Raw genomic sequence first — 24,059 nt, forward strand, 5'->3', positions numbered from 1 at the left:
CTCTTCCTCCGGTTCGTTACAGCGAAGCCTGTCCGCGGATTTCCGCCAGCTCTTCCTGCTGCGCTTCGGTAAGCGAATGACGGGAGACGTTCGCGCCCAGCGATTGAAACAGATGGATTGCGTCCTCATAGCCCCGCTCCACGTGCTCGATCCCGGTGATCCGCGTCACGCCCTCGGCCGCCATCCCTGCCAGCAGCAGGCTGGTTCCCGCACGAACATCCGTAGCGTGAACCCAATTGCCGATCAGCGGAACGCCGCCTTTGATATAGGCGCTTTCCTTGCGAATTTCCACCTCGGCTCCGAGCCGCGCCAGCTGATGCACGTGCGCAAACCGTTTCGGATATACCCGTTCCGTAATGATGCTTTTGCCTCCCGCCTGGGTCAAGAGAGCGGTCATCGGCTGCTGCAGGTCGGTAGCGAAGCCCGGATACATGCCTGTGCGGATGCGCGTAGCACGGAGTCTTCCGGTTGAGTGGGCCGTAATGCTCTGGTCGCCCACCTCAAGCTCCATTCCGATTTCACGCAGCTTGGCAAGGCAGGAGCCCAAATGCTCGGGGATCACATGATTAACGGTAATGCTGCCCCCGCGAATTCCTGCGGCCATCAGAAACGCTCCCGCAATAAGACGATCGGGGATGACGCCATAGGTTCCGCCGCTCAAATAAGGCACGCCTTCGATGCGGATTTTGTCCGTACCGGCTCCGACAATGCGCGCTCCCAGCTGATTAAGGAAATTAGCCGTATCAACTACCTCGGGGTCCATCGCCGCGTTGAACAGCCGCGTTCTGCCGTTGGCACGCACAGCCGCAAGCATCGCATTGATCGTTGCTCCTGAAGTGATCATGTCAAAATAAATATCCGCACCCTGCAGCTGCTTCGCCTCCACCACATAGTGGTCGTTAAAGAAAGTGATTTCAGCTCCCAGCGTACGCAACGCCTTAATGTGCTGGTCGATTGGACGGGATACGAAATCGTCCCCTCCCGGAAAACCGACGGTAACCTTGCCGAACTTCGCCAGCAGGGCCCCGATAAAATAGTAAGAAGCGCGGTAAGCCGACGCTTTCCCCGGATCGATCGTTGCGCTGTGAATATAGCGGGGATCGATCTTCATCAGCCCGGAGGGCAGCCGTTCGATGGACAGGCCGATATCTTTGCCGATTTGGCGGATGACGCGGAAATCATAAATATTCGGAATCCCCTCCAGCGTCACCTCGGCATCAGCCAGGCAGGAGGCAGCCAACAGAGCCAAGGAGCTGTTCTTGGAGCCTTGAATAGGTACCGAGCCATGAAGCGGGCCCGAAGCTTGCACTTGTATGTAATCCACTCTCGTTCCTACTTTCTCCAGTGTGTTGTGTCAATCCTTCTCCAGAACATACCCGCTTCCGCGGACGGCGCTGATCGTAAAAGTATCCTTGCCGTATTTCTTGCGAATCCGGTATACCAGCGCATTCAGCTCGTCCATGCTGACATCCGGAATCCCGTCGGCATCCGCACTGCGCTCTGGCCAAACCGTTTTCTTGATATCTTCAAAAGGAACCAGCTGGTTCGCATGATCGGTGAGCACTTTAATGAAACCGTACTCCTTCTCCGACATCGCAATGCGCTGTCCGTTCACAGTGCACTCCCGCTTCTCCCAGTTAATCGAGTAGCTTTCTTCCATTAAATGCAGCTGCTGTGTCAGACTGATCGGCTCAAACTCCAGCGTTTGGTCCGCAAACATATAAGAAAAATGCAGCACGACCATGCCCCGTGCCAGCTTGATAATATCAAAGGATTGCAGCGGATGGGGCGTATGCGGCTCCAACGGCTCTCCGTTTACCTCGGTTCCATGGCGGCTCCCTAAATCGTACAGAATCGCTTTCCCCCGCTCCCTGCGGATCATAACGTGCTTACGGGAGATAAATGCATTTGAAAATGAAAGATCCGGCACCTCATCATTCGAGATCCGGCCGACTACCCATTCGTCTTCCTCTAATTGGATATAGGTTCCGGGCCGGTGAGGTTCGCCACGGATGACATATAGACAAGCATAAGCTTCCAGAAGGACCTCCTCCGATTCCCAACATTTTTAACTCTACCATCTTACCTTATTATTGTGCAGGAGGAGAATGCTCTTACACTAACAAGTCACTGACAGCTTACTGATGTTACCGTTACGAAAAAAGGCAAGCCCCTTTCTTGGAAACGTTGCCATCATATTATTGTAGCAAAGCCGCATCGCGCCTGCAACTCGAGCCAAACGCCTTGCCGGAAAAGGTATAGAAGCAGCAAAGCCAGGGACCTCTTCACCATGGACCCCCGGCTTGTATTTATGGAAGAAACAATGTTGCAGTTTAGTCGTTCTCAGATACCGACAGCAGCTTCAACCAGTAAGATAATGCTGCATCTAGATCCAGAGAGCTCGATGCATGGTTGTTATTTTGCTGCATGTGACCAAGGTTACCTTGGCCGCGGCTAGCGTGCTCGGACATGGACTCTGCAGTAGCATTGGTATCAGCGTTCAAACCTAGATTCAATGAACCATGGCTCTCGCTTCGGCTCGAGCTGCTGGATCTGCTGGAATCGTTACTGCCGTTGCTTTCACTACGATCGTTGTTCCATTGCTCGGACATGGACTCTGCAGCAGCATTGGCGTCTGCGTTCAGGCCCACATTCAGCGAACCATTGCTCTCGCTTCGGCTCGAGCTGCTGGATCTGCTGGAACCGTTACTGCCGTTGCTTTCACTACGATCGTTGTTCCATTGCTCCGTCATGAACTCTGCAGCATTGGCATCAGCCTTCAGGCCCACATTCAGCGAACCGTTGCTTTCGCTTTGGTTCGAGCTGTTGAAGCTGCTGGAATCGCTGTTGCCACTGCCTGCATTACGATCGCTGTTCCATTGTTCGGACATGGACTCTGCATTTGCAGCAGCGTCAGCGTTCAGGCCCACATTCAGCGAACCATTGCTCTCGCTTTGGCTCGAGCTGCTGAAGCTGCTGGAATCACTGTTGCCATTGCCTGCGTTACGATCGCTGCTCCACTACTCGGACTTCGACTCAATATTCGCATTTAAGTCCGCGCTTAGTCCTAGGTTCCAATGAGCCGTTGCTCTCACTCTGGCTGGAGCCGCTATTAGAATCGCTGCCGCCATTGGTTGAACGGTCATTGCTCTCGCTGTGACTGCTGCTTCCACTGACATTACCGGATACGCCAATGTCCAAGCTCAGCCCGACGTCTTGTACGCTTTCCAATTGAGATAGACCACTCGTCTGGACGTTATCCAGCATTTCAGCCGAAGACACATTAGCGGATGCAATCAATCCAGCAACAAACGCACCTGAAAGTACCGACAACTTAACCCATTGTTTCATATTATTCATTTGTATACACTCCTTCTCATTCTTGAATGTGTGATGCTAATTCTGTTTGAGAGAAGGAGGAAGCTTGGGGCGGTTGTCCGGGCGGCGCATGCGTCCATTGATCCGCTTTTAGCATATAACTGTCTTTGGCGCTTGATCCCGTTGAGACGAAATATAAGCTGCTGTCATTCCAAATTCCTTGAAGAATCGGATGCGCCCCTCCGCTGTTGGATCCAGATCCTCCCTGTTGTTGGGCGGGAGTCTGCGAATTACTTAAACTTACGGAAGAAGCGGCAGTAGACAGAGGAACAGTTTTGGAAACCGGTGGCCACTCGACCGAAACCGGAACGTTCGGTTGATTCAACTCACTAGCAGAAACATTTGGAGTTTTCCATTCATTGTCTGCAGCTTTGTCGCTATTCGAAGTCTGAATAGATTCATCAGATAAAGAAGTAGCATTATTGGCAGGTTGTATCTGGTTTTGTTCGTTAGGCAGTTCGATGGTTTGCTCTCTAGGTATGTCCTCAGCCGGTTCAGCAGCAGGAGTATGAACACCCCCTGATGCCGGCTCAGTTTCTTTGGAAGCTTCAGCTTTGGTCCCTGCCATATCTACCTGTGCTGCAGGTGTTTCCACCCTAACAACCGGTATATCCCCTTCTGCAATGGGCGCCTCAGTAACAGGCGCTGCATCGGTTGGGACAGGATTCGGCAAAGTGACATCCGGGTTGATGATCGGCGTTTCCACTTTTACCTCCGGTACGTCTACATGTACCAGCGGGGCATCCGCTTTCGCGCTTGGTATGTTCACCTCAACGGAAGGCGTTTCTACTTCAACCTCGGGCAGTTCAACCTCAGCGATCGAAGGCTCTGCTTGTCCACTGGGAAGGCTCACCTCAACGGAGGGCAATTCCACTTGAACATCCGGCAAGCTTGTCTCTGCCAAAGATTCACTGGAACCGGCTTCTTCCCCGGATGCAGCATCGGTTGTCTCCGTCGCCGGCGTACTAGGAGCCGCTTCTGAAGTCTGACTGGAATCTGAATCTTCATCAATCGAAGACCGCACGGCCTCCTCCGGATCCGAAATGACAGAATCCAAAAGCTGCGCCTCTGCCTTGTACGGAGCAAACAATACGAAAAAAACGGACAAAACGATACAACCGCCAATCCAATTCCAAGTCAACCGGCTGCCTCGTAGCCTTGATCGCAGGTTCAAAAATTATCACCTCCTTTCCATTACGGTTTACCCTGTTTGTACAAGTTTGAATAGCCGCCCCTGCCAATTGATGCCAAGAACCTCCAAAATCCGCGTTGCGAGGAATGGCTTCAAACTTACCAAAAGCGCCGCCTTTTCGGGATATTGACACGGTTCAGCAAGCTTCACCCCGGTATCGACCATGAAAAAAAACCGTACGGCAAAATGTCCGTACGGCTCCTTTAAGGCGTATTCAGTTGATCGTATAGCATTAGTTATTCTTCACAGATTAGCGGACACTATGATTTGCAGCCTGAAAACCTTTAGCCTCAAGCCGCTGCTTCACAGCTTTCCTTACGCGATTGATGTCGAAGCCCCGAACGGGGAGGCATACCCGCTGATGGAGCTCAGAATGCGATGCGCTTCTTCTTCAGTCATAGATCCGTAGCGCTCTACGGCGTCTACAATTTTAGGGAACAAGTGCACATCCCCAGCGCTGGCGAAGCCCGCAATATTCGGGAAAGACAGCACGAAATGAACGCACGCATCGATAATTTTCTGCTCGGAAAAAGGCTCGTACCAGGTGGCGAAAGAACGCTCCTGCCCTTCCGCCCATGGACCCTTGGCAATAGCCTTGATGACGCGCACCGCAGTCTGCTGCTTGCCCGCTTCCTCCAGCAGCCGGTCAAAATCGGCTCTATATTCCGGCAGCGAATACATATGGTAGTTCAAAGGAAGCAGCACCGTGTCAAACGAAAACCGCTGCAGCGCCTCGTAATGGGTAGCCGGAGCCTGGTGTCCGTGACCGGTAATGCCGATAGCTTTCACGATCCCCTCATCCTTCGCTTCCAGCAGAGCCTCCAGCGCGCCTCCGCTTGCCGTACATTTGTCCAGCTCCTCAATCGTTCCTACCGCATGCATCTGGATCAGGTCCAGCCGATCCGTCTGCAGCAGCTCAAGCGAACGGTAAATTTGCTCCTTCGCCTTCGCTTTCGTCCGTTCTCCCGTCTTCGTCGCCAAGAAAATTTCGTCGCGGATGCGGGGCATCCACGGTCCCATGCGAAGCTCGGCATCGCCGTAGCTGGCCGCCGTATCAAAATGATTCACGCCATGCGCTCTCGCAAAAGCAATGGAATCGTCCGCTTCCTGCTGCGTAACCTTGCCGAGGCTTGCCGCTCCGAACATAACGACCGAGCTTTGAAAGCCCAGCCGGCCCATTTCACGTTGTAACATCTGTTTTATTCCTCCTTTGGACTATTGTATATCGTGCCGATTACCTGGTGGAACCCAGCGCATTGCGCATGCTGAGAATATATTTGGACGTATCGAGGGGATTGACTCCTCGCCTCGGTCTCTCGATATCGAACCCTTCGGGGCATTCCCTGTACCCGTCGAAGCGGGTGGTGAAGGTTCCCCGGCCCCCGGTCAGCGTACTTAACTTGACGGGAAAATCCAGCGAGCTCGCGACCGGGACGGTTCCTTCCACCATCAAGCGGTTCCCCGTTCGAGCCGGGTAATCAAACACCGCGCGCATCAGCGTCAGCTCATGCAAAATTTTGCCGCTTGCTTCCTCAGGGGCCGCAATCCGGAAATGAACGTACGGCTCGAGCAGGGTCGTGCCCGTCCGGTCCAGTCCATCCATAATGCCCATCGGCGTCGCCAGAACGAAGTCCAGCGGATGCGTGTGCCAGACATGGTGCTCCCCTTCGATCAGGGTCACCTTCAGATCGGTCACCTCCCACCCGCGCAGCCCCTGCTGAAGCGCTTCAGGCACCCGCCGGGCTACCTCGTTCTGATAGCTCGGAAGCAGATGCTCCGGCTTCACGACAGAGCTGTACTGCAAGCCGCTTCCGCGTTCGCCGGGTTCGATATGAAACTTGAGAATAGCCCAGCAGGGCTTAGGCATCGTATACGCTACAAAACCGATCCCCGCCTGGCTCGGCGTTTCTTTATAAATGACGGTAGGCTGCCCGAATTCGGCTTCCAGTCCGAACCGGCTGCGCAGCAAGTGCGTCAGTACCTCCAGCTGAATCGGCCCCATAATTTTCACATGGAGCTCCCGCTCATTCTGGTGCCACTGCAGATCCAGAAGCGGGTCCTCGTCGGACAGCTCCTGGAGGGCGGCGACAAGCTGCGGATAATCCGCCTCACGCAGCGGCTTCACCTGCACGGTCAGCAGCGGCACGGTCAGCCGATGCTCGGGCGGGATCAGCCCGGCGCTGCCGATGACATCGCCGATCCGCACCCGGCTCAAGCCGCACACCGCGGCAATATCTCCGGCCTCAAGGAGCCCGACGTCCTCCGAATGGCCGGCATGCACCTTGCGGATCTGGGTCACCTTCTCGTCCAGCCCGAGCGTCGCGTTACGGATAACGTCGCGGTTACGAATCCGGCCTCCATACAGGCGGACCAGGGCCAGCCTGCCCATCCCTTTATCCCGCTCGAGCCGGAACACGATACCGGACAGCGGATCCTCCGGGCTGCCCGAAGGAGGAGGCAGCAGCTCCACCATCGCATCCATCAGGCCCGTGATGCCGATGCCTTTGCTCGCCGCCGCGAACAAGACGGGCACGATCTGCGCCCGGTGCGTCAGCGACTTCAAGCGCGGAACCCAGGCAGAGGCGGGGATCGGTGTGCCGTTAATATAATCCTCAAGCAGTGATTCGTCGAATTCGGCCAAACCGCCGATCAGCGCATCATATTCCGGCTGTCCGGGTTGTCCAGTCACGTCCGCGAGGCGTTGCTCCTCCTCCGTCAGATTTCCCCACAGCGGCTCGACGCCTTCAAAGCTTTCTTCTACTCCGGTGTACCGCTGAATGGGCACGGCGTTCGGCGTCAGCACCGAACGAATTTCTTGAAGCACGCGCTCCGCATCGGCCCCGGTTCAGCTCATTTTATTGATCAGAATCAAAACCGGGATCCGCAGCGCCTTCAGCGCATTCCACAGCGTCTCGGTATGGGCCTGTACGCCTTCCACAGCGGAGACGACGAGAACCGCGCCGTCAAGGACGCGCAGCGACCGCTCCACCTCGGACGAAAAATCGACATGGCCCGGCGTATCGATCAGATTGACCGTACAGCCCTTCCACGTAAATTCCGTCGTTGCGGCCCTGGACCGAGATGCCTCGTTCCTTCTCGATATCGAGCCAGTCGGTTTGGGCGGTGCCGGCGTCAACCCGGCCCAGGCTGCGAATTCGGCCGCTTTCGAACAATATGTGCTCGGTCGTCGTCGTTTTGCCTGCATCCACATGAGCGACAATACCGATATTTCTTATGCGTGAAGCTTGCTCATTTGGATTCATACTCATGCTGCCTCTTTTGCCTGTGATCTCCTCATCCCTATCCTTCTTCCGTCCGGTCTGTCGCTGGCGGCGGCGTTACCGACATCGCCGAAATTTCCTGGCGCCACTCCGGCGTCATCGCGATCTCTGCAGCAGCCAGGGAAGGCTCCAGCTGCTCCACGCTGCGTGCCCCGATAATCGGAGCCGTTACAGCCGGATGCGACATGACCCAGGCGACGGCGAGCGATGCCGGGTGCACCTCACGCTCCAGCGCATAATCGGCGAATTTCTCCGCCACATCGTAGTTGCTTTCGCTGCGGTAACGCTCGGCATACATTTTCTGCTCGACCAGTCTGCCCTGAGCCGGCTTCCGCTCTTTGCCGTATTTCCCGGTCAGCAGGCCGCCTCCGAGCGGACTGTAGGTAATGACGCCGACCTGCTCCGATTCGGCCAGCGGCAAAATCTCCACCTCAGCCTGCCGCTTCACCAGATTGTACATCGGTTGAATGCATTCGAACCGTGCCCAGCGGTTTCTCTCGGAAATACCGAGCGCTTTGGCGATCTGCCAAGCAGCCCAGTTGCTCACGGCCGGATACAAAATTTTGCCCTGCTGCTGAAGATCGTCCAGCGCCCGCAGCGTCTCCTCCATCGGCGTCAGCGGATCGAAATGATGGACGAAGTAGACGTCCAGCCGGTCCGTTCCGAGCCGCCGCAAGCTATCCTCTACCGACAAAAGAATATGACGGCGCGACAGCCCTCTTGCATTTCTGTCCTCTCCGGTAGGAAAACATACCTTCGACGTCAAAACAATATCGTTGCGGCAGTTTGCGTCGCGGATGCAGCGGCCGAGAATTTCCTCCGACCTTCCCTGCGTATAAACATTGGCCGTATCAAAAAAATTAACGCCTGCCTCCCGGCAGCGGTTAAACATCGCCCGCGACTCGGCTTCGTCCGCATTGCCGCCGAACGACATCGTCCCGAAGCACAGGCTCGAAACCTGCACTCCCGTCTTCCCTAAAGTTCTATACTGCATACGTACCTCCCGAAATGATAATGTAGGATAGTTCTTCTATTAGCAGGTCAGCTGCGGCGATCCGGGCGAAAGCTGCATAAATTCAATCCGGTTCCCGTCCGGATCCTTGGCCCAGCATTGATAGTTCGTATCTTTCCCCTGCTTGGGCTCTACATCCAGGGTCACACCGTTGGCCTTGAGATGATTGGCGATCTGATGAATATCTTCCACTTCCAGGCACAGGTGATTAAAGCCGATCGGCTTTATAACCGGCTCCGGTTTGTTAACTCCGCCGTAAAACAGCTCTATAAATTGTCCCTCGCAAACTTTAATATATTGAATCCACGGCTTGTCTTCGTTATCGTGCAGTTCAAACGCTTTCTGAAATCCCAGAATGTCGCAGTAAAAATGAAGAGATTGCTCCATATCCTGCACCGTCAAAGCAATATGCCCTATACGCTTGATCATTTGGAACGCCCGCCTCCTCCTTGGTATGAGCGAAATGCCTACGCTCTTCTACCATCATATAGAATTTCATATGAAAATATAAGGGCTGAAGACGATTTCATTTAGTTACCTTAAGGTAACTAAGCCGCTTAAACGGCAACAAAACAACCCCACAAAGTGGGGCTTATGCTTCGAAGCGGACTCAGGTACTTTGCGGGGACCCCGTCATGTCAAAAAAAGCGCTGCGCGCATCGGCACGCCAGCCCTTTTTCGATGGGCCCCGCAAGCCCCGCTTATTCATCGTTTCTTCCTGCGGCGTTTGATCTGCCGCCTGCCGCCTGGTTTCAAACTGGCTGTCACCGCTTTGGAGGAAGCGAACGAGCCGATCATTTTGAACATCGGTCCCATCTGCTGGAACAGCTTGAATACTTGATTCGCTTTCGTCATCATCGAAATGATACCGTCAACCCCTCCAAACAAGGACAGGAAGGATCCGGCCCCCTGCGCCGGAGCGGCAGCGGCTCTATCGGCGTCTAAGGCTGCACCTTCGGCGGTGTCCGTACTGCCTCCGCCGTTTTGAGTGAGCGACGGCTCGACATAGCTTTCGTAATCCGCAGGCCCCGAATAACCGCGGACGGGCCTTTTCCGTTTCGAGTAGGAAGGTTTCCCCGCCTTAACGCTACCTGCTCTGGAAGGATTGGTCTTCAACGTATTCGTCCTGGATGGGGCTGCTTTGGATACGGTCGGTTTACCCACATTTTTTTTCATACGAATCCCTTTCCTTTGCTTAATCATGTTGTTCCTTTCACGACAAAGCCAAGCGTCTTGCTTTACTGTATGTGGCGGCAGCGGAAAGGGCATGGGTAGGTGCTCCGTCGGCTTGTAAATGTGTTATTGTCCAACGGCAGCTCATTCCTCATCCTGCTTAAGTTGCATTGAGATAAGGGCTGCTAAAATAATGGAGTAAACCCATACGTTAGCGGGTGGAGAGGGAATGAGTATGGGGTTCCAGCCGTTGTTGAAGCCGTGTTCCTTTGGATGAGATAAGGCGGGGGGAACACGGCTTCAAAGACGGCACGTAAACTTTTCACCCCATACCCATACCCATTCCCTCTTGCGGGCTGCTGCTGGTGCTATCCCGCCGCTCTACCTTCTATCTCGAACACCCTGTTTTGTGCTCAGACAGCTCCACTTGTCAGCTCACAAGCATAGAAGAAAGGCGGACCGGGCTCCCTCATCTCAAAGCTGCCGGGCTTATCGCAGCGCAAGGCAGCCAAAGGCAGCAAAAAGAACCGGCCGGGAAATTTCTTTCCCGCCAATCCTTTTTTTGGCTCCGGTCCATACCGGTGAAGCAGCTGCTAGCCTTGACTCGGCAGCGTGATCCAGCCTTGATAGATAGAATAGTAGAATAAGAAGCTCGCGATAAATCCGAGAATCAGGAACAGAAATCCCAGCTTCAGCTTCCGTTGGAAGAACAGCACCAGCGCCCCGCTAAAAAATGACCCCATAATCAGAATAAACAAAATGAACAGAATGATCATGCAAGCAGAATCTCCTTTATCCTCTCAAGTTCAGATAGATTCTACTTTATCATTTTTATATAGGAAATGCACTAAACCGTTTCCGCCCTGTCACTTTCCTCCGCCCAGCTTGGCTTCAATCTGCTTGCCCATCGTTTCGATCGTTTTGTAGGCGTCGTCAAGCGACTTTTTCCCGAACCAGACCGCTTCCATTTCCGTCTGATACGTCTGTACCCACTCCGACCAGCCGGTTGGAGCCGGGTAGAAGGGCAGCGCCTTCTCTATAACCGTATCCAGCAGCTTTCTGCTGATCAGATCGGTCGGCTGCAGCGTCGGCTCAAGCTCCTTATAAATTTCATTGTTGATCGGAATGCCCCTGGAGGTGCCCAGCGTTTTGCCGGCCTCCTTATCGGTAATGAACCAGCGGATAAATTCCTTCGCTTCCTTCTTGTATTTCGACGTCGAGCTGACACTCAGAAATAGTGTCGACTGCGCCCAGCCGCCGCCTGCAGGCCCCACGGGCATCGTCGTAAGGCCGACCTTGCCCGGCATCAGCTGCTCCATAACCGCTACGGAAGCGACGGTGACGCCCTTGGTCATGACCGTGCCGGAAGCCATCGAGTCGCCTTTCGGATCGTTGTCCACGAACGCCTTGGTGACGTCCGGCGGCGGAACGGTGCCGTCCTTGCGGAACTGGGCGAACAGATTTTGATACTCATACCAGAGGTCTTTGTCCAGATTGAACTTTTTGCCGTCGACCATGATCGGGCCCTTCCCCTTGGCGGTCTGGTAATACTGGTAATTATCCCACACATTGGAGCCGTCGCCGATCGGATATTTACCCTTCGGCAGCTTGCTTCTTCCTTCCTTGGCGAAGGCGATAAAATCGTCCCAGGTCCAGTTTTTGGCGGGAAGCTTCACGCCTGCGGCCTCCAGCTCCGTCTTGTTGAAGGCCATCCCCTGACCGTTATGCCCGAGCGGAATGCCGTATAGTTTTCCGTTGATTTTGGAGTTTTCGATAATTTTCGGATCGACAATGCCCTTCAAATCAATATCGGACAAATCCTCCAGCGTGCCCCTGCTTGCATAGTCCTGGATGTAGGCTCCGTCCATCTGCAGCACATCCGTCATGGACTTGGAAGCAGCGAGCGTTGTCAGCTTGCTCCAATAGCCGTCCCAGGCCAAATATTCCGGCGTAAACTTGATCTTCGGGTTCTGCTTGGTGTACAGATCCAAGGCAGCGAGCGTCGCTTTATGCCGCGAATCGGGCCCCCACCACATAATTTTCAGGTTGGCGCTCCCGTCGCCTCCCTTGCCTTCCTCCGGCTTGCCCGATGCTCCCTGACTTCCCCCGCTGCAAGCGGTCAGCGACAATACGGCAGCCAAACCAAGCGATATGCCTTTGCCCCAATGGAGATAACGCTTCATCCTTCCATCCCCCTTCATCATTTGAATTTCTGCAGGCTCAGCCCTTCAAGCCGGTGGTCGTAATGCCTTCGACAAAATGCTTTTGTGCAAGAAAAAAGACAATAACCGAAGGGACAATCGAGAGCAGCGACATGGCCAGCAGCTGTCCCCATTGGATCTCGAACTGATCGACGAACATGCGCAGCGCGAGGCCGACGGTATATTTTTCAACGGAGCTTAAATAAAGCACCTGTCCGAAGAAATCGTCCCAGCTCCAAATGAACGTAAAGATCGCTACCGTTACCAGGGAGGGCTTCAGCAGAGGAAAGATGATCCGGGTGAAAATACCGTAGACGGAGGCGCCGTCGATTTTGGCCGCTTCGTCCAGTTCCCTGGGAATGCCCCGGATAAATTGCACCAGCAGAAATACGAAGAATGCGCCGCCGCCGAAAAAGTGAGGTAAGATCAGCGGAAGATAGCTGTCAACCCAGCCGAAATGGTTGTACATAATATATTGCGGAATGACCGTCACCTGTCCCGGAAGCATCAGAGTCAGCAACAGAATCGAGAACCAGAACCCCCGCAGCTTGAACTGCAGCCGGGCGAAGCCGTAGGCGACGACAGCGCTTGTGAGCACCGCGCCGATCACATTCCAGCATTCCATCATCAAGGTGTTGCCGAAGAAGTGGGCGAAAGAGAATTCAGGCGAGAAGTGCCAGCCTTTGCTGTAGTTTTCCCACATCGGCACGGCTGGCCAGATTGTCGGCAGCGCCATCTCCTCGGTTTTCTTAAGCGAGGCGCCCAGCCACCAAATGACCGGGTACAGCATAAGCAGCGAGATTGCCATCAGCAGCAGATGATTCGCGAGCTTCGAGCTTTTCAGACGGGAAGCGGTCATTTCGCTTTGCCTCCTTCCGACTCATAGAATACCCAGTAACGCGAAACGAGGAAGTTGATTCCGGTCAGCACAGCGATGATAAGCAGCAGAATCCAGGCGAGCGCCGAGGCATATCCCATCTGGTAATGCTTGAATGCCTTTTCAAACAGAAACAGCGCATACATGTAAGTGGAATTCACCGGCCCCCCCTTGGTGATGATGAAGGCGGAGGTAAACATCTGGAAGGCGCCGATGACCCCGAGCACGAGGTTGAAGAACATCACCGGAGACAGCATGGGCAGCGTAATATGGAAAAATTGCCTCGTCTTCCCTGCGCCGTCAACGGAGGAGGAATCGTACAATTCGGACGGAATCTGCTTTAACCCGGCGAGGAAAATAACCATAGTCGAACCGAACTGCCAGGTGCTGAGCAGAATCAGCGTCCCGAGCGAGGTGTTCGGGTTGGAGATCCAGCCGACTCCCTGAATCCCGAACCAGCCCAGCACATGATTCACATAGCCGTCCAGGCTGAACATATTGCGCCACAGCACGGAAACCGCGATGCTTCCCCCGATCAGAGACGGAAAATAAATAGCTGTCCGGTACAAATGCATCGCCTTTAAATTTTTATTCAACAGCATGGCTACCATCAGGGAGAAGAACAGCTTCAAAGGAACGGCGATAAGCACGAAAGCGAAGGTCACGACAAGCGAGGTGCGGAAAAGCTGGTCATTCAAAAAAATGTTGGCGTAATTCTGGGGCCCTACCCATACCGGGTCGTTCAAGAGCGAATATTCCGTAAACGATAAATAAAAGGACTGCGCGATCGGCCAAACCGTCAGAAGCAGAAAACCGATCAGCCAAGGTGAAATAAAAATATAACCTGCAGCATTCGTTTCACTGCGGTTTTTGCTCCACAGCCTTGAGAGCCTGCCTGCGGCGGTTTTCGGCCGGGACTTGGCGTCGTCTTGCAGCGCGGACACGTTAGACATCCATCAACCTCCTCCTGGTACAATGAACAGCTTGTGGTTATAAAATTAACAAAAGCGCTTTCAAAAGGACAGGTGACGAATTTACGAATTTGTTTGATTTTTTTAGTGGGAAAATAGAGCCCCGCCGTGGAACAAAAAAAGCGCTCAGGCTGGGGACCTGTACGCTTGTTTGTTCTCCCTTGGGCAGGCTTTGTAAGCTTCCTGCAATACACCCTATACCCCTGTGGATTCCCGGTATTCGCTGGGGGAGAGCCCTACCTTCTTTTTGAAAATTTGGCTGAAATACCTCGAATCCTTATAGCCTACCTTTTCAGCCACCTCGTAATTTTTCAAATGCGTGCTTTTCAGCATCTCCTTTGCCTTATTGATCCGAATTTCGGTCAATTGATCGATAAACGTTTTGCCGGTATTCGTTTTAAACAGGGAGCTCAAATACGTCGGCGTCATATACACCTTTTGAGCGACGCTGTACAAGGTAGCATGCTGGCACTCCTGCTCCATATATTGAATCGTTTTTTTGATAATGCTGCGGGTACACTCCCTGTCGCTCTGCAGCATGCCTTCTTTTAAAGCGGTCAGGTGGCCGGCGACAAACGCTTTGACCTCCTGGATGGATTTCTTCTCCATGACCGTCAGCATATCGCACCTGTTGCAAGCGCTTACGTTTTCGCGTTCGGCTGCCAGCCTTTTTTCCAAACCGATCAACAGTCTGATGGTCAGCTCGTAGATGGATTTGGGCGCCACCGGCCCGTGCTGAAGAATAGCCGCAAAATAGGCGTCCACCGCAGCGGTTATTTGCTCCGGAGTTCCCGCATATTTTAATCTCTCGAACAAATCCTGCTCCGCTTCGGCGGGATAGATGCTGATGCTGTGATAATTCGCAAGCTCGCTGTAATAGACGATCTCGCCGGCGCCTTTATAAAAATTATCCTTCAAAGCCAGCTGCGCCTGCCGATAGGAATGATGAATGTCCGCGAGCTGACCGCACGGCTTGCCGACGCCGATATTGACCGCTACCGCATACTGCTGGCTTAACCGCCGTCCGAGGGCCTCCATCCCCTCCTTGGCCACCCAGGAGAACAGCACGCAGAGCCGGCCGTCCCCATCCATAAAAATAGCGCTGCCGTTCGTTTCACCCCGCTGCACATCGTCGCGCAGCCTCTCCATATACATGCGTTTCTCGTTCTCCTCCGCAAAGTCCAGGACAGGCTCCATTAAGGCCAGGGCGGGAAAGGTGAAATACGGATTAAGATGCAGGGAGGACAGCGCCTCCTGCAAGCGATGCTTGTAGGGCGATTCCTTGATGACCAGTCCGGTTAAAAAACGATCCCTCATGAGCTTCAGCATTTCTTCATCGTCAAAAAAACGTTTCTGATTCTGCATGCTCCATATCCCCTTTGGAAAAGGTTAACGTTTTGAGATCTCGGGCGTTAGCATTCCTCAGTTTATCGATTATCGATAATTGAATATAAAAAAAGAGCTGATGAACCTGCGGCATCCAAAGCGTTAGCTTGTGTTATGGGCTCCACATGATCATCAACTCTGCGTAGAAGTATAATTATCGATAATCGTTATTGTATTCCTATTGCTATTATAAACATCCGACTGCCGTTTGGATACGGGAAATTTGCACGGATTATGTCGAATCTTTATTTTTTCAATACGCTTTATTCGCTTGTATACAGCTTGTAAAAATCAAGTCCCCGTACGAGCTTATACTCCGTGACGTCCACGTCCCCGGATTTGATCAAATCCAATATTTCCGTGTGCGAATCGGGAATGCTGTAGCCTGGGTGGTCCTTGTTGGTCACCGAAATAAACCGCATAATTTTCGTCCGGATCCGGTTCCATATGTCAACAAATAAAGCATTGCCGCTGCGCTCGTAGAAAAAACCGTGAAAATTCATATCGAGCTCGACCAGCCGGTAAGGATCGTTGTCATCCACCGCTTGCTTCATCTGAACCACAATATTCTCCAGATAACCGATATCCTCGCGGGTCAGCACCTTCATCGTTTCCCGCAGCGCATGCCCCTCAATAAGCTGGCGCAGCTCGTAAATGTCGCGGATTTCCTTGGGCGTAATCTCGGATACGACAGACCCTTTGTTCTGTTTGCCGATAATCAGCCCTTCCTGCTTCAAACGCTCCAGCGCTTCGCGCACGGGAGCTTGACTGACTTCGAACTGCTTGGCGATTTCCAGCACGATCAGCCGGTGTCCGGGCGGTAGCTCTCCCTTCAATATCTGTCTCTTTAATGCCACGTACACATGCTCGCTTAGAGAAGTAGGGAGTTGTCGCGTATTTGCTGTATCCATCAATGGATTGAATGCCTCCGATCGGAGTAGGGTGTAGAGCCGATAAGATTACCGATTAACGATAATCTTATCTTAAGGAGAGACAAGCCCTCCCGTCAAGCTGCATCCCCTTTCACCCCTTACGCCCTCACTATTTGGCGAAACGCTTTTCCGCATCATCCAGCGCCATCTTCGCGCCCATAGCGGAATAATCGAGCCACGGCTGCTCAGGCACTACGTAAACATGATTTGCCTTGACCGCTTTCAAGCCCTGCCAAATCGGACTTGTCTGCAGCTGCTGGAACAGCTTCTGGGCGCCTTCGTCCTTGTTTAATACAATAAAGATCGCATCCGCGTCATAGTCCGGCAGCACCTCCTGAGAGACGACCTCGAACGCCTTGTCCTTGCTGATCTTGTCTACCCCTTTGGCCGGTTTAAGACCCAAATCCTCATACAGCAGCGGTCCTGATCGGCCTTCTCAGGCTGAATACCCGCAGCTCCTTGGGAGTTACGCGAACCGCCAGAACGGTGCCGTCGCCGATTTGGCTTTGCAGCGATTTCTTCACCCGCTCCGCCTGTGCGTTGTAATCTTTTATAAAAGTTTCGGCCTGCGGCTCCTTGCCGACCAGCTTGGCGACTTTCTTCAGCGTATCTCTCCAAGTGCCGTCATTGAGATCAAACACTTCCGTCTTGGCGATTTTCTCGTATTTGGCCACGTCCTTGGAGGCATAGTCTTTATCCGCATAGATCACGTCCGGCTTAAGCGCCAGCAGCGATTCCATATCCGGATCCGCAACGACGCCAAGCTGCTTGGTGTCCTTCAATCGGTCCGCCACGTGCGGAAGGAAGGCTTTCAGATCGCCGCCGACTACCGAGCCGATGGGCGTAATGCCGAGCGCCAGCAGCTCGCTGGTCAAATGAATCGACAGCGAAGCGATTCTCGGTTCTTTGCCTGCGGGAGCAGGCTGTTTACTGTCCCCGGCGGTTCCTGACTGAGGAGCCGGAGCTGCGTTTGACTGCGGCGCGGTTTGGCCGCATGCGGCTGTAAGGAAAGCCATAATAAGAATAAGCAGCGATAAGTAAGTCTTTTTCATAATAATCCCCTTTTGCCAATAAATTTGCTTGGTGAATGTACGTTTACTTTGCTCTTACGAGCAGATATAAAAAATACGGGGCGCCGACAGCCGCCACCACGATACCGGCCGGTATCGCATTCGGCTGAAACAGGGAGCGCCCGACCGTATCCGCGACGACGAGGATGACCAGCCCGAGCATTCCCGCAATCGGCAGGAAATGCTGATGCATCGGGCCGACCAGCCGGCGCGCCAGGTGCGGCGCCACAAGGCCGATAAAGCCGACGCCGCCGGCCATCGCTACACCCGCGCTGGACAAGCCGACGGCCGCTGCCAGCAGCAGGAGGCGCTTCCTGCCGACATCCGTGCCGATTCCGACAGCCAGCTCGTCCCCAAGCGTAAACGCATTTAAGCTGCGGGACTGGCTCAAGGCGTACGGGACGAGCACAGCAACCCAGGGGAGCAGCGCCGCCACATGGACCCAGTCGCGTCCCCAGACGCTGCCCAGCAGCCAGCGGGAGGTGAACGCGTAAGTCGTATCCTCAAGCCGCAGCGAGAAAAACAGCGTCACCGCGCTGAAGCCCGCCGCCACTGCGATCCCGATGAGAATCAGCCGTACGGGCAGCACCCCCCGGTGGCGGTCGTAGGCCAGAAGCACGATCAATGCGGCCGTCAGCACGCCTCCCATAAAGGTAAACAGCGGAATCCACAGCGAGACAGCGACCTTCCATCGTCTGAAAAAAGCTGACGAATATCATCAGGCCGAAGGCGGCCCCCGCATGCAGTCCCAGAATGCCCGGATCGGCCAAGGCATTGCGCGATAAGCCCTGGAGGATAGCGCCGGACATGCCTAACGCGATCCCCGCCAGCATCGTAATCAGGATGCGGGGCAGGCGAAAATCGAACAATACCATCTTGTCGTCCGGCGTCCCCATGCCCAGAAAGGTTCGAATGACCGACGCCGGGGGCATCCGGATCGTTCCCGTATTCAAGCTGACCAGCACCGCCGCCGCACAAATGACGGCAAGTATCAAGCCGACCCTCCAGGCACTCTTTTCTCTCGAAGTCTGAGACCCGTTCATGATAAGCTCCTCCTTTCCCGTCGTGCCAGGTAAAGAAAGAAGGGAACCCCTACCATCGCGATCATAATTCCGATTGCGAGCTCCTTCGGCGGGTTAACCATCCTTGCGGCCAGATCAGCCAGCACCAGCAGCACGGAACCGAGCACGGCCGAGAGCGGAATGATGAACCGGTAATCGACTCCGATGAGCTTGCGCGAAATATGGGGGATAACCAGCCCGACGAAGCCGATGGCTCCGACGGCCGAGACCGATACGCCTGCCAGCACAACGGCAAGAGCCATCGCCATCACCTGAACCCGCTTCGGATCGATCCCCAGGCTGGCTGCCGTCTCTTCCCCCAGAGAAACGAGCGAGACGGGCCGGCCCATCAGGACCGCGCCGGCCATTGCTGCCAGAAGCACCGGAATCAGAAGCTGCAGATGCGTCCACTTGATACCTGCGGCCCCGCCGGCATACCAGAAGGCCAAATCCTGGTTCAGGTCATAATAAATCGCGACGCCCGAGCTTAGCGAATGAAGCATGGCTGCTACAACAGCCCCGGCGAGCGTCAGCCGCATAGGCGTCATGCCTCCCGGCGACGAGGAGCCGAGGATAAAAATAAAGACGGTGCTCAGCACCGATCCGGCGAAGGATACCGCCATCAGGCCCGAATAAGGCAGATTAGGCCAAAAGGCGAAGCTGAGCGCCACAACGAAGGTCGCTCCCGAATTAATGCCGAGGATGCCCGAGTCGGCAAGCGGATTGCGGGTCACCCCCTGCATGAGAGCTCCGGCCACCGCAAAGGCCGCTCCAACGACCGCCGCCCCCAGCACGCGGGGCAGGCGCAGCTCATGAATGATTTGATGGGGGGTTAAAGCAGGGTTATATTGAAAGACCGCCGCCCAGACGTCGCTGGCCGGCATATCCTTGGCGCCCCAGGAAATCGCCGCAAACATCGATACCGCCAGCCCAAGGCACGCCAAAAGCAGCACAATGCCAAACCTTGAAACGCTGGTACTCGTTTGAATAAAAATCAGCCCCGCTCATTAATATTGATAATCATTATCATTCGTTATCATTATAAAAACCTCTCTCGAGGTCGTCAATGACATATTTCAACCTGTTTTTTTTGGACTATTCTAGCATATCGCCGGATACGGGCCGTCCGTGAACAGCTTCACTGCAGCTTCAAGCTGCATGTCAATGGCTCCCGGAGCATAGCCGATCCACCGTTCATGCTCAAGGAAGAACACACGTCCCGACAGCACGGCCGGATGATTTTGCCATGCCGGATGCTTCTGCAGAAGCTTCATGACCTTGCTTCGTTCAGCCGCAGATGAAATAACGATCAGCAAAAAGTCCGCCGCAAAGTCCGCAATCTCGTCCAAACCGCCGTACAGCCAAGTAAAGGCGGTTCCGGCTTCATGCTTCTTCAACTCGGCCCCGATCCGGTCGGGCGGCGTCAGCTGCAGCGAGCGGTAAAATACGTGTCCGACATTGCGTTCGCCATACATACGGAATCCGTCTCCTTTCAGCTCGCAGACCGCGAGCGTTGCGCCGCCGGCAATTCGCGCCACCTGCTCCCGGGCCCGCTCCGCTCTGTACTCATGGCCGTTAAGCCAAGCCTCGGCGGCCGGCTCCCTGTCCACTAGCCGGGCAATATGCTTGAGATGGCCGAACACATCCAGCTTCGTCCATGGAATGGGAATGATAGGCGCAATGTCGGGAATATGCTCCCTCGCTTTGTTCAGCACGTTCTCCTTGCATACAATCAGGTCGGGCTGAACCGCCAAAAACGTCTCCCTGCTGATTTCCCATGGCTGGAATGCATGCCGCGGCAGCTCCAGCGCCCTCATGCCGGCCGCAGGCAGTCCGTCGTCCTGCGCTGCGCACGGCGTGACCCCGAGCGTGAACAGATGATCCGTGTAAGGGGCCGACAGCGAGACGACATTCGGATGGCTTTGACGGGAATAGCGCGTCGGCGGACAGCCGGCGCTCTCCTTGAATCTGCGGCTGAAATAAAATTCATCCCGGTAGCCGACACTTCGCGCAACCTCGCGGACGCTGTGCTCCGACTCCAGCAGCAGCTCCTTCGCCTTGTTCATCCGCAGCTGCGTCAGAAACTCAATGGGCGTCTTGTTCATTCGCTGTCTGAACAGACGGGAATAGTAAGTCGGATGCATGCCCGCAATGTCCGCAAGCCGTTCGACCTTGATTTCATCGGCGTAATGATTTCTTATGTAGTCTACCGTCTGCTTCAGCCACGCCTCCTGATTCTCCGGCTCAATGGGCATGGTGTGCTCCAGGAGCAGCAGCTCCAGCATCTGCCCCAGCATTTGCTGCTTCCGCAGCTTTGAGGTCCAGTCGGTTACGTCTTCGGCAGGACCCTGAACCAGCAGCGTTTCTAGCCTTGCGTACAGGCGCTTGGATATAGAAGGAATGAGACCATGTACAGGGAACGACGACTCTTTCTCGTACACTCTGCGCTCCTCCGTCCATTCGGCGGGACGAAACAGATCGAAGGCAAGTCGGCGGCTGACTGCCTTGTTCCGGGACATGTCCGCACGCTGGATTCGCGTTCCCGGGGGCAGGACGCAGACTGCCGAACGTACCGGCTTTACGGGAATGTCATTTATAAGGAGCCGGCCTCCCCCCTCAAAGCCCCATAGGATCGTATGGTGCTGTAATGTTTCCTCGCTGACAGACAGCTCGCGGCCGGCATCGGCTTCCTTCCATTCCAGCATCACTTCGTGCAAAACCGGCTGATTTCGTTGTTCGCCTCCGTGCTTCTTCATGATGTCTTCACTCCTTTTTTATGCTGTCCCTTATCCCAAGCCTCCGGTTCAACCTCATGTCCAGACCCGGGCTATAATCTAGCCTCAAATCCGGCCAGCAGCACATCGATGCCAAACATAAACTCATCGTCCCAATCAGCCTTCGCCATAGAAGATGCCAAGCGGGCGATATGCGGATAACGCTTCCCGTCCAGCGATGGAAAACGCTCGGCGGCCGGTGGCGTGCTGCCATCCGCAGCCATCCGCTCGCGCTCGGCGCGGTCGGCCAGACGCTTTTCCTCCTCGGCAAAGCCAAGAATATGATTCTTGAGCATCCCCGAAAGCCATGGGATTTGCGAGTCTTGAAAGCCTGCTTCCGCAAACAGCCGAAACAAAAATTCAATTTGCTCCAGCCGGTTCGGACTTGCAGCGAGCGTCGCCTCCATAATGCGCCCCGCATCCCTGTACCGGAGAAGCGTCCTTCGGAAGCTTAACGACCACTCGCGGAGCTGATGCTGCCAGGACAGACGAGGATCGGGATAAGTAATTTCGGAGCTGATCCGCTCCGCCAATAAATGCAGCAGCTGCTCCTTGTCCTTCACATGATAATAAAGTGCGGCAGCCTTGACTCCCAGGCTATCGGCTATTTTTCGCATCGTAATCTGTTCGAGACCTTCCTTATGCAGCAGCAGCAGACCCGCAGACACGATGCGCGGCCGGTCCAAGGGCGTATGCAGCGGCTCGCCGCTTCCTGCTTTATCCTGCCCGGGCGTCCGGTATATTCGTCTTCTCGCCATGGTGTCCCTCCTATTATTCTCTTGACAATTATAGCACACAGCATTAATCTAACGATATTAAATTAAAATTTAACATTGTTAAATTGAGTGCAGATATATTTTAAAACCTGAAGGAGTGATGCATATATGAACCGCCTTTCATTTGCCGGGTTTGCCGGTCTTATCCGGAAAACAGAGCCTGTTTTGTCCGAAGCCTGGAGATCGGTGCTCCAAGAAAAGCATGAGGAATTAACCCGGATGTTCGAAGCATCTGGAGACCGCGCCTACGGCGTTTGGATCCAGCAGTTTATGGAGCCTGTCGCAGCCTATATCCGCAGCGAGGGATTTATTATCAAGGGAGGCTTCAACCGAAACGATTCTATTGAGCGCTGGGGGCCGCCCGAGGAAAGGGAGCGCTGCATCTGGTACGCCGTAAAGACGGACGATAATACGCCTGTCGGCACGCTCGTCCTGCAGGTATATCATTCGCATAAGTCGTTTCATCTGCCCAGAGCCCCCCGTTTGCTTGCGCTCGAGGCAACGGACAGAGAGGCTGTGATCCAAGCGCTTTCCCGCGCGTCTGCCCGCATCCGCTGGGATATCAAGGAAGAGCGGCTCCCTCTGCCTGAAGGAACGGCACCTGAGCCGTCCGCCTGGGAATATGCGGCGGACGTGTCGATCGGCGATTGTCTTGCAGGAGCGGACAAGGATGGGCAGCAATCCGGCTGGGCCTTGGATGAAGCGTTGTCGCACTGGGGACGGTACGGCTGGGAGCTGGTGTCCGTCGTGCCGGACGGACGCCGGGTCGCCGCTTTTTTCAAACGGCGCAAACCTGTCTGACCCCGCTAGCCGAATGCTTCCTCCTTCCAGCATACGCGAATGTCAGGCGAACGCTGCGGTAGGTTAACCCCCTCAAGCTTTGTTACCTTCCGGATCGGTACGGCCCTCAGCGGCAGCTATTTCAAGCTCTCCGCCATGCGCAGCAGCTGCTCTTCCTTCACATTCATGCCTGACAGCATGATATAAGTATCGTCGTGCTCAATCCAGTTTACCTGCACCTGCCCTGCCTCTGTGGTCACGACAAGTCCCCTGCTCCCGCGCAGAAATACTTCCTTCGAGACGGACGGAGAGAAGGTGCCGCTGGTCATGGCGCCGCCCGGGTGGAGCTTATAGAATGACAGACGCAGCAGATGGCGTTCCGGATCCGTATAAGTCAAGAGGGCATGTTCTCCGACGGGACGGCCCTCCTGGAGCCATACCTCCCCTTCGCTGAAAAAATAGCCGTCAGGCAAATACGCTGGAGTTACCATTGTAAAATCCGCGTACGCCTTGGCTTCCCGCTCGCTCACCTTAAGGCTGTTCAGCCTTACCGGCGCCCCGCTTCCTTCTCCCGCTTCATGCAGCAGCGGCACGGTACCCGCGCCCTGGAACTGCGCCTCCGAGTCCCTGCCCTCCGGCCCGAAGACAAAGCCGCCAAGCAGCAGAAGCACCACGAGGCCCCATACAAGCGCGAGACGCCTCAGACTGCGGCGCTGCTTTTTTCTTTTGTGCAAGTAAGCGTACAGCTCCGGCCAGACTCGAAGCAGCGGCGCTGCCGGGCAGTGCCGTTCTTCCTCGTCAAAGAACGCCTCATGAGAGGCGTACCTTTGGACGGCCTCGCCGGCGATCCGCTTCAGATGCGCCGCAATTTCCTCGCCGTCCATCCGGGCAAAGCTCGTATGCAGCGCTTGAAGGAATACCTCGCGGACAACGGCTTTGGCCGCTCCCTCCTCCAGGGCTGCCAGGCCCGGGACGTCAAGCACCAGCAGCACTAACTGTTCGAACAGCCCCTTCTGAACCTGAACCGGCTGTGCTGCTATATTTTCTTTAAAAACCAACAGCCAACTGCTGTTCATTGCCTTAGAACCCTCCCGGCTCTTTGAAGTCTAGCGGATCATTGGCCGCTGCACGTGCGCGCCTCGTTCCAAGCACCTGCTCAAGCGCAATGCTTCGGATGCCAGCCGGCAACGCTTGC

At 54.8% G+C, this 24,059-nt stretch carries 23 protein-coding genes and 2 pseudogenes; 1 reads left to right on the forward strand and 24 read right to left on the reverse strand.

All coding sequences use genetic code 11. The features are described 5' to 3' along the window. Positions 1 to 16: 16 nt before the first annotated feature. The 23 genes and pseudogenes from murA to ACHHV8_RS20935 form a co-directional block, all read right to left on the reverse strand. A complete protein-coding gene (gene murA / locus ACHHV8_RS20825; protein WP_395161190.1) occupies positions 17 to 1,324 on the reverse strand; it encodes a UDP-N-acetylglucosamine 1-carboxyvinyltransferase in 1,308 nt (435 codons plus the stop codon). Positions 1,325 to 1,354: 30 nt separating this feature from the next. Then, a complete protein-coding gene (locus ACHHV8_RS20830; RefSeq protein ID WP_395163577.1) occupies positions 1,355 to 2,041 on the reverse strand; it encodes an FHA domain-containing protein in 687 nt (228 codons plus the stop codon). A 292-nt stretch (positions 2,042 to 2,333) separates the two neighbouring features. Further along, a complete protein-coding gene (locus ACHHV8_RS20835) occupies positions 2,334 to 2,891 on the reverse strand; it encodes a hypothetical protein (RefSeq protein ID WP_395161192.1) in 558 nt (185 codons plus the stop codon). Positions 2,892 to 3,036: 145 nt separating this feature from the next. Then, positions 3,037 to 3,360 (reverse strand): hypothetical protein, encoded by a 324-nt coding sequence (locus tag ACHHV8_RS20840; RefSeq protein ID WP_395161194.1) that lies wholly within the window; start codon positions 3,358 to 3,360, stop codon positions 3,037 to 3,039. 16 nt (positions 3,361 to 3,376) lie between these two features. After that, positions 3,377 to 4,552, reverse strand: coding sequence for a hypothetical protein (locus tag ACHHV8_RS20845; RefSeq protein ID WP_395161196.1), 1,176 nt, complete (start codon positions 4,550 to 4,552; stop codon positions 3,377 to 3,379). 333 nt (positions 4,553 to 4,885) lie between these two features. Beyond that, positions 4,886 to 5,764: an aldo/keto reductase gene (locus ACHHV8_RS20850; RefSeq protein WP_395161198.1), complete on the reverse strand. Its 879-nt coding sequence runs from the start codon at positions 5,762 to 5,764 to the stop codon at positions 4,886 to 4,888. Positions 5,765 to 5,804: 40 nt separating this feature from the next. Continuing rightward, a complete protein-coding gene (locus ACHHV8_RS20855; RefSeq protein ID WP_395161200.1) occupies positions 5,805 to 7,394 on the reverse strand; it encodes a GTP-binding protein in 1,590 nt (529 codons plus the stop codon). A gap of 21 nt (positions 7,395 to 7,415) precedes the next feature. Further along, a complete protein-coding gene (locus tag ACHHV8_RS20860; RefSeq protein ID WP_395163578.1) occupies positions 7,416 to 7,598 on the reverse strand; it encodes a GTP-binding protein in 183 nt (60 codons plus the stop codon). Further along, the gene (locus tag ACHHV8_RS20865; RefSeq protein WP_395161202.1) at positions 7,534 to 7,839 is read right to left on the reverse strand and encodes a GTP-binding protein; all 306 of its coding nucleotides are present in this window, start codon (positions 7,837 to 7,839) and stop codon (positions 7,534 to 7,536) included. Before ACHHV8_RS20865 ends, ACHHV8_RS20860 begins: the two co-directional genes overlap by 65 nt. Before the next feature lie 31 nt (positions 7,840 to 7,870). After that, positions 7,871 to 8,845, reverse strand: a complete 975-nt coding sequence (locus ACHHV8_RS20870) for an aldo/keto reductase (RefSeq protein ID WP_395161204.1) — start codon at positions 8,843 to 8,845, stop codon at positions 7,871 to 7,873. Between the two features lie 39 nt (positions 8,846 to 8,884). After that, positions 8,885 to 9,292, reverse strand: a complete 408-nt coding sequence (locus ACHHV8_RS20875) for a VOC family protein (RefSeq protein ID WP_395161206.1) — start codon at positions 9,290 to 9,292, stop codon at positions 8,885 to 8,887. A 276-nt stretch (positions 9,293 to 9,568) separates the two neighbouring features. Next, a complete protein-coding gene (locus ACHHV8_RS20880; RefSeq protein WP_395161208.1) occupies positions 9,569 to 10,039 on the reverse strand; it encodes a hypothetical protein in 471 nt (156 codons plus the stop codon). Positions 10,040 to 10,629: 590 nt separating this feature from the next. Next, entirely contained in the window at positions 10,630 to 10,812 is a 183-nt protein-coding gene (locus ACHHV8_RS20885; RefSeq protein ID WP_395161210.1) for a hypothetical protein, read from the reverse strand. A gap of 90 nt (positions 10,813 to 10,902) precedes the next feature. Next, positions 10,903 to 12,219, reverse strand: a complete 1,317-nt coding sequence (locus tag ACHHV8_RS20890; RefSeq protein ID WP_395161212.1) for an ABC transporter substrate-binding protein — start codon at positions 12,217 to 12,219, stop codon at positions 10,903 to 10,905. A gap of 37 nt (positions 12,220 to 12,256) precedes the next feature. Then, positions 12,257 to 13,096: a carbohydrate ABC transporter permease gene (locus ACHHV8_RS20895; RefSeq protein WP_395161214.1), complete on the reverse strand. Its 840-nt coding sequence runs from the start codon at positions 13,094 to 13,096 to the stop codon at positions 12,257 to 12,259. Further along, the gene (locus ACHHV8_RS20900; RefSeq protein ID WP_395161216.1) at positions 13,093 to 14,067 is read right to left on the reverse strand and encodes a carbohydrate ABC transporter permease; all 975 of its coding nucleotides are present in this window, start codon (positions 14,065 to 14,067) and stop codon (positions 13,093 to 13,095) included. Before ACHHV8_RS20900 ends, ACHHV8_RS20895 begins: the two co-directional genes overlap by 4 nt. A gap of 213 nt (positions 14,068 to 14,280) precedes the next feature. Then, on the reverse strand, positions 14,281 to 15,450 hold the full coding sequence (locus ACHHV8_RS20905; protein ID WP_395161218.1) for a helix-turn-helix domain-containing protein: 1,170 nt from the start codon (positions 15,448 to 15,450) through the stop codon (positions 14,281 to 14,283). Positions 15,451 to 15,734: 284 nt separating this feature from the next. Then, on the reverse strand, positions 15,735 to 16,328 hold the full coding sequence (locus ACHHV8_RS20910) for a GntR family transcriptional regulator (protein WP_405045394.1): 594 nt from the start codon (positions 16,326 to 16,328) through the stop codon (positions 15,735 to 15,737). Positions 16,329 to 16,512: 184 nt separating this feature from the next. Continuing rightward, positions 16,513 to 17,455: pseudogene (locus ACHHV8_RS20915) on the reverse strand (ABC transporter substrate-binding protein). A gap of 43 nt (positions 17,456 to 17,498) precedes the next feature. Next, a pseudogene (locus tag ACHHV8_RS20920) lies at positions 17,499 to 18,516 on the reverse strand (FecCD family ABC transporter permease). Beyond that, a complete protein-coding gene (locus ACHHV8_RS20925) occupies positions 18,513 to 19,451 on the reverse strand; it encodes a FecCD family ABC transporter permease (protein WP_395163580.1) in 939 nt (312 codons plus the stop codon). The pseudogene ACHHV8_RS20920 and the gene ACHHV8_RS20925 overlap by 4 nt, the downstream one beginning before the upstream one ends. A 183-nt stretch (positions 19,452 to 19,634) precedes the next feature. Continuing rightward, positions 19,635 to 21,290 (reverse strand): helix-turn-helix domain-containing protein, encoded by a 1,656-nt coding sequence (locus ACHHV8_RS20930; protein ID WP_395161220.1) that lies wholly within the window; start codon positions 21,288 to 21,290, stop codon positions 19,635 to 19,637. Between the two features lie 71 nt (positions 21,291 to 21,361). After that, a complete protein-coding gene (locus ACHHV8_RS20935) occupies positions 21,362 to 22,066 on the reverse strand; it encodes a TetR/AcrR family transcriptional regulator C-terminal domain-containing protein (RefSeq protein ID WP_395161222.1) in 705 nt (234 codons plus the stop codon). Between the two features lie 126 nt (positions 22,067 to 22,192). Between ACHHV8_RS20935 and ACHHV8_RS20940 the strand changes: the two genes are divergently transcribed. Then, positions 22,193 to 22,885, forward strand: coding sequence for a DUF6022 family protein (locus ACHHV8_RS20940; protein ID WP_395161224.1), 693 nt, complete (start codon positions 22,193 to 22,195; stop codon positions 22,883 to 22,885). Positions 22,886 to 23,001: 116 nt separating this feature from the next. Here the strand turns inward: ACHHV8_RS20940 and ACHHV8_RS20945 are convergent, their stop codons facing one another. Next, positions 23,002 to 23,940: a DUF4367 domain-containing protein gene (locus ACHHV8_RS20945; RefSeq protein ID WP_395161226.1), complete on the reverse strand. Its 939-nt coding sequence runs from the start codon at positions 23,938 to 23,940 to the stop codon at positions 23,002 to 23,004. Positions 23,941 to 24,059: the final 119 nt, after the last annotated feature.

This window comes from Paenibacillus sp. TAB_01 (assembly GCF_043945595.1).
Classification (GTDB): Bacteria; Bacillota; Bacilli; order Paenibacillales; family NBRC-103111; genus Paenibacillus_S.

What these genes read in the sequence shown, in the direction of transcription:
- ACHHV8_RS20835 (WP_395161192.1), bottom strand. Translation starts at nt 2,891, where the DNA reads ATGTCCGAACAATGGAACAGCGATCGTAATGCAGGCAGTGGCAACAGC.
- ACHHV8_RS20840 (WP_395161194.1), bottom strand. Translation starts at nt 3,360, where the DNA reads ATGAATAATATGAAACAATGGGTTAAGTTGTCGGTACTTTCAGGTGCG.
- ACHHV8_RS20850 (WP_395161198.1), bottom strand. Translation starts at nt 5,764, where the DNA reads ATGTTACAACGTGAAATGGGCCGGCTGGGCTTTCAAAGCTCGGTCGTT.
- ACHHV8_RS20865 (WP_395161202.1), bottom strand. Translation starts at nt 7,839, where the DNA reads ATGAGTATGAATCCAAATGAGCAAGCTTCACGCATAAGAAATATCGGT.
- ACHHV8_RS20870 (WP_395161204.1), bottom strand. Translation starts at nt 8,845, where the DNA reads ATGCAGTATAGAACTTTAGGGAAGACGGGAGTGCAGGTTTCGAGCCTG.
- ACHHV8_RS20875 (WP_395161206.1), bottom strand. Translation starts at nt 9,292, where the DNA reads ATGATCAAGCGTATAGGGCATATTGCTTTGACGGTGCAGGATATGGAG.
- ACHHV8_RS20880 (WP_395161208.1), bottom strand. Translation starts at nt 10,039, where the DNA reads ATGAAAAAAAATGTGGGTAAACCGACCGTATCCAAAGCAGCCCCATCC.
- ACHHV8_RS20885 (WP_395161210.1), bottom strand. Translation starts at nt 10,812, where the DNA reads ATGATCATTCTGTTCATTTTGTTTATTCTGATTATGGGGTCATTTTTT.
- ACHHV8_RS20890 (WP_395161212.1), bottom strand. Translation starts at nt 12,219, where the DNA reads ATGAAGCGTTATCTCCATTGGGGCAAAGGCATATCGCTTGGTTTGGCT.
- ACHHV8_RS20895 (WP_395161214.1), bottom strand. Translation starts at nt 13,096, where the DNA reads ATGACCGCTTCCCGTCTGAAAAGCTCGAAGCTCGCGAATCATCTGCTG.
- ACHHV8_RS20900 (WP_395161216.1), bottom strand. Translation starts at nt 14,067, where the DNA reads ATGTCTAACGTGTCCGCGCTGCAAGACGACGCCAAGTCCCGGCCGAAA.
- ACHHV8_RS20905 (WP_395161218.1), bottom strand. Translation starts at nt 15,450, where the DNA reads ATGCAGAATCAGAAACGTTTTTTTGACGATGAAGAAATGCTGAAGCTC.
- ACHHV8_RS20925 (WP_395163580.1), bottom strand. Translation starts at nt 19,451, where the DNA reads ATGTTTGCGGCGATTTCCTGGGGCGCCAAGGATATGCCGGCCAGCGAC.
- ACHHV8_RS20930 (WP_395161220.1), bottom strand. Translation starts at nt 21,290, where the DNA reads ATGAAGAAGCACGGAGGCGAACAACGAAATCAGCCGGTTTTGCACGAA.
- ACHHV8_RS20935 (WP_395161222.1), bottom strand. Translation starts at nt 22,066, where the DNA reads ATGGCGAGAAGACGAATATACCGGACGCCCGGGCAGGATAAAGCAGGA.
- ACHHV8_RS20940 (WP_395161224.1), top strand. Translation starts at nt 22,193, where the DNA reads ATGAACCGCCTTTCATTTGCCGGGTTTGCCGGTCTTATCCGGAAAACA.
- ACHHV8_RS20945 (WP_395161226.1), bottom strand. Translation starts at nt 23,940, where the DNA reads ATGAACAGCAGTTGGCTGTTGGTTTTTAAAGAAAATATAGCAGCACAG.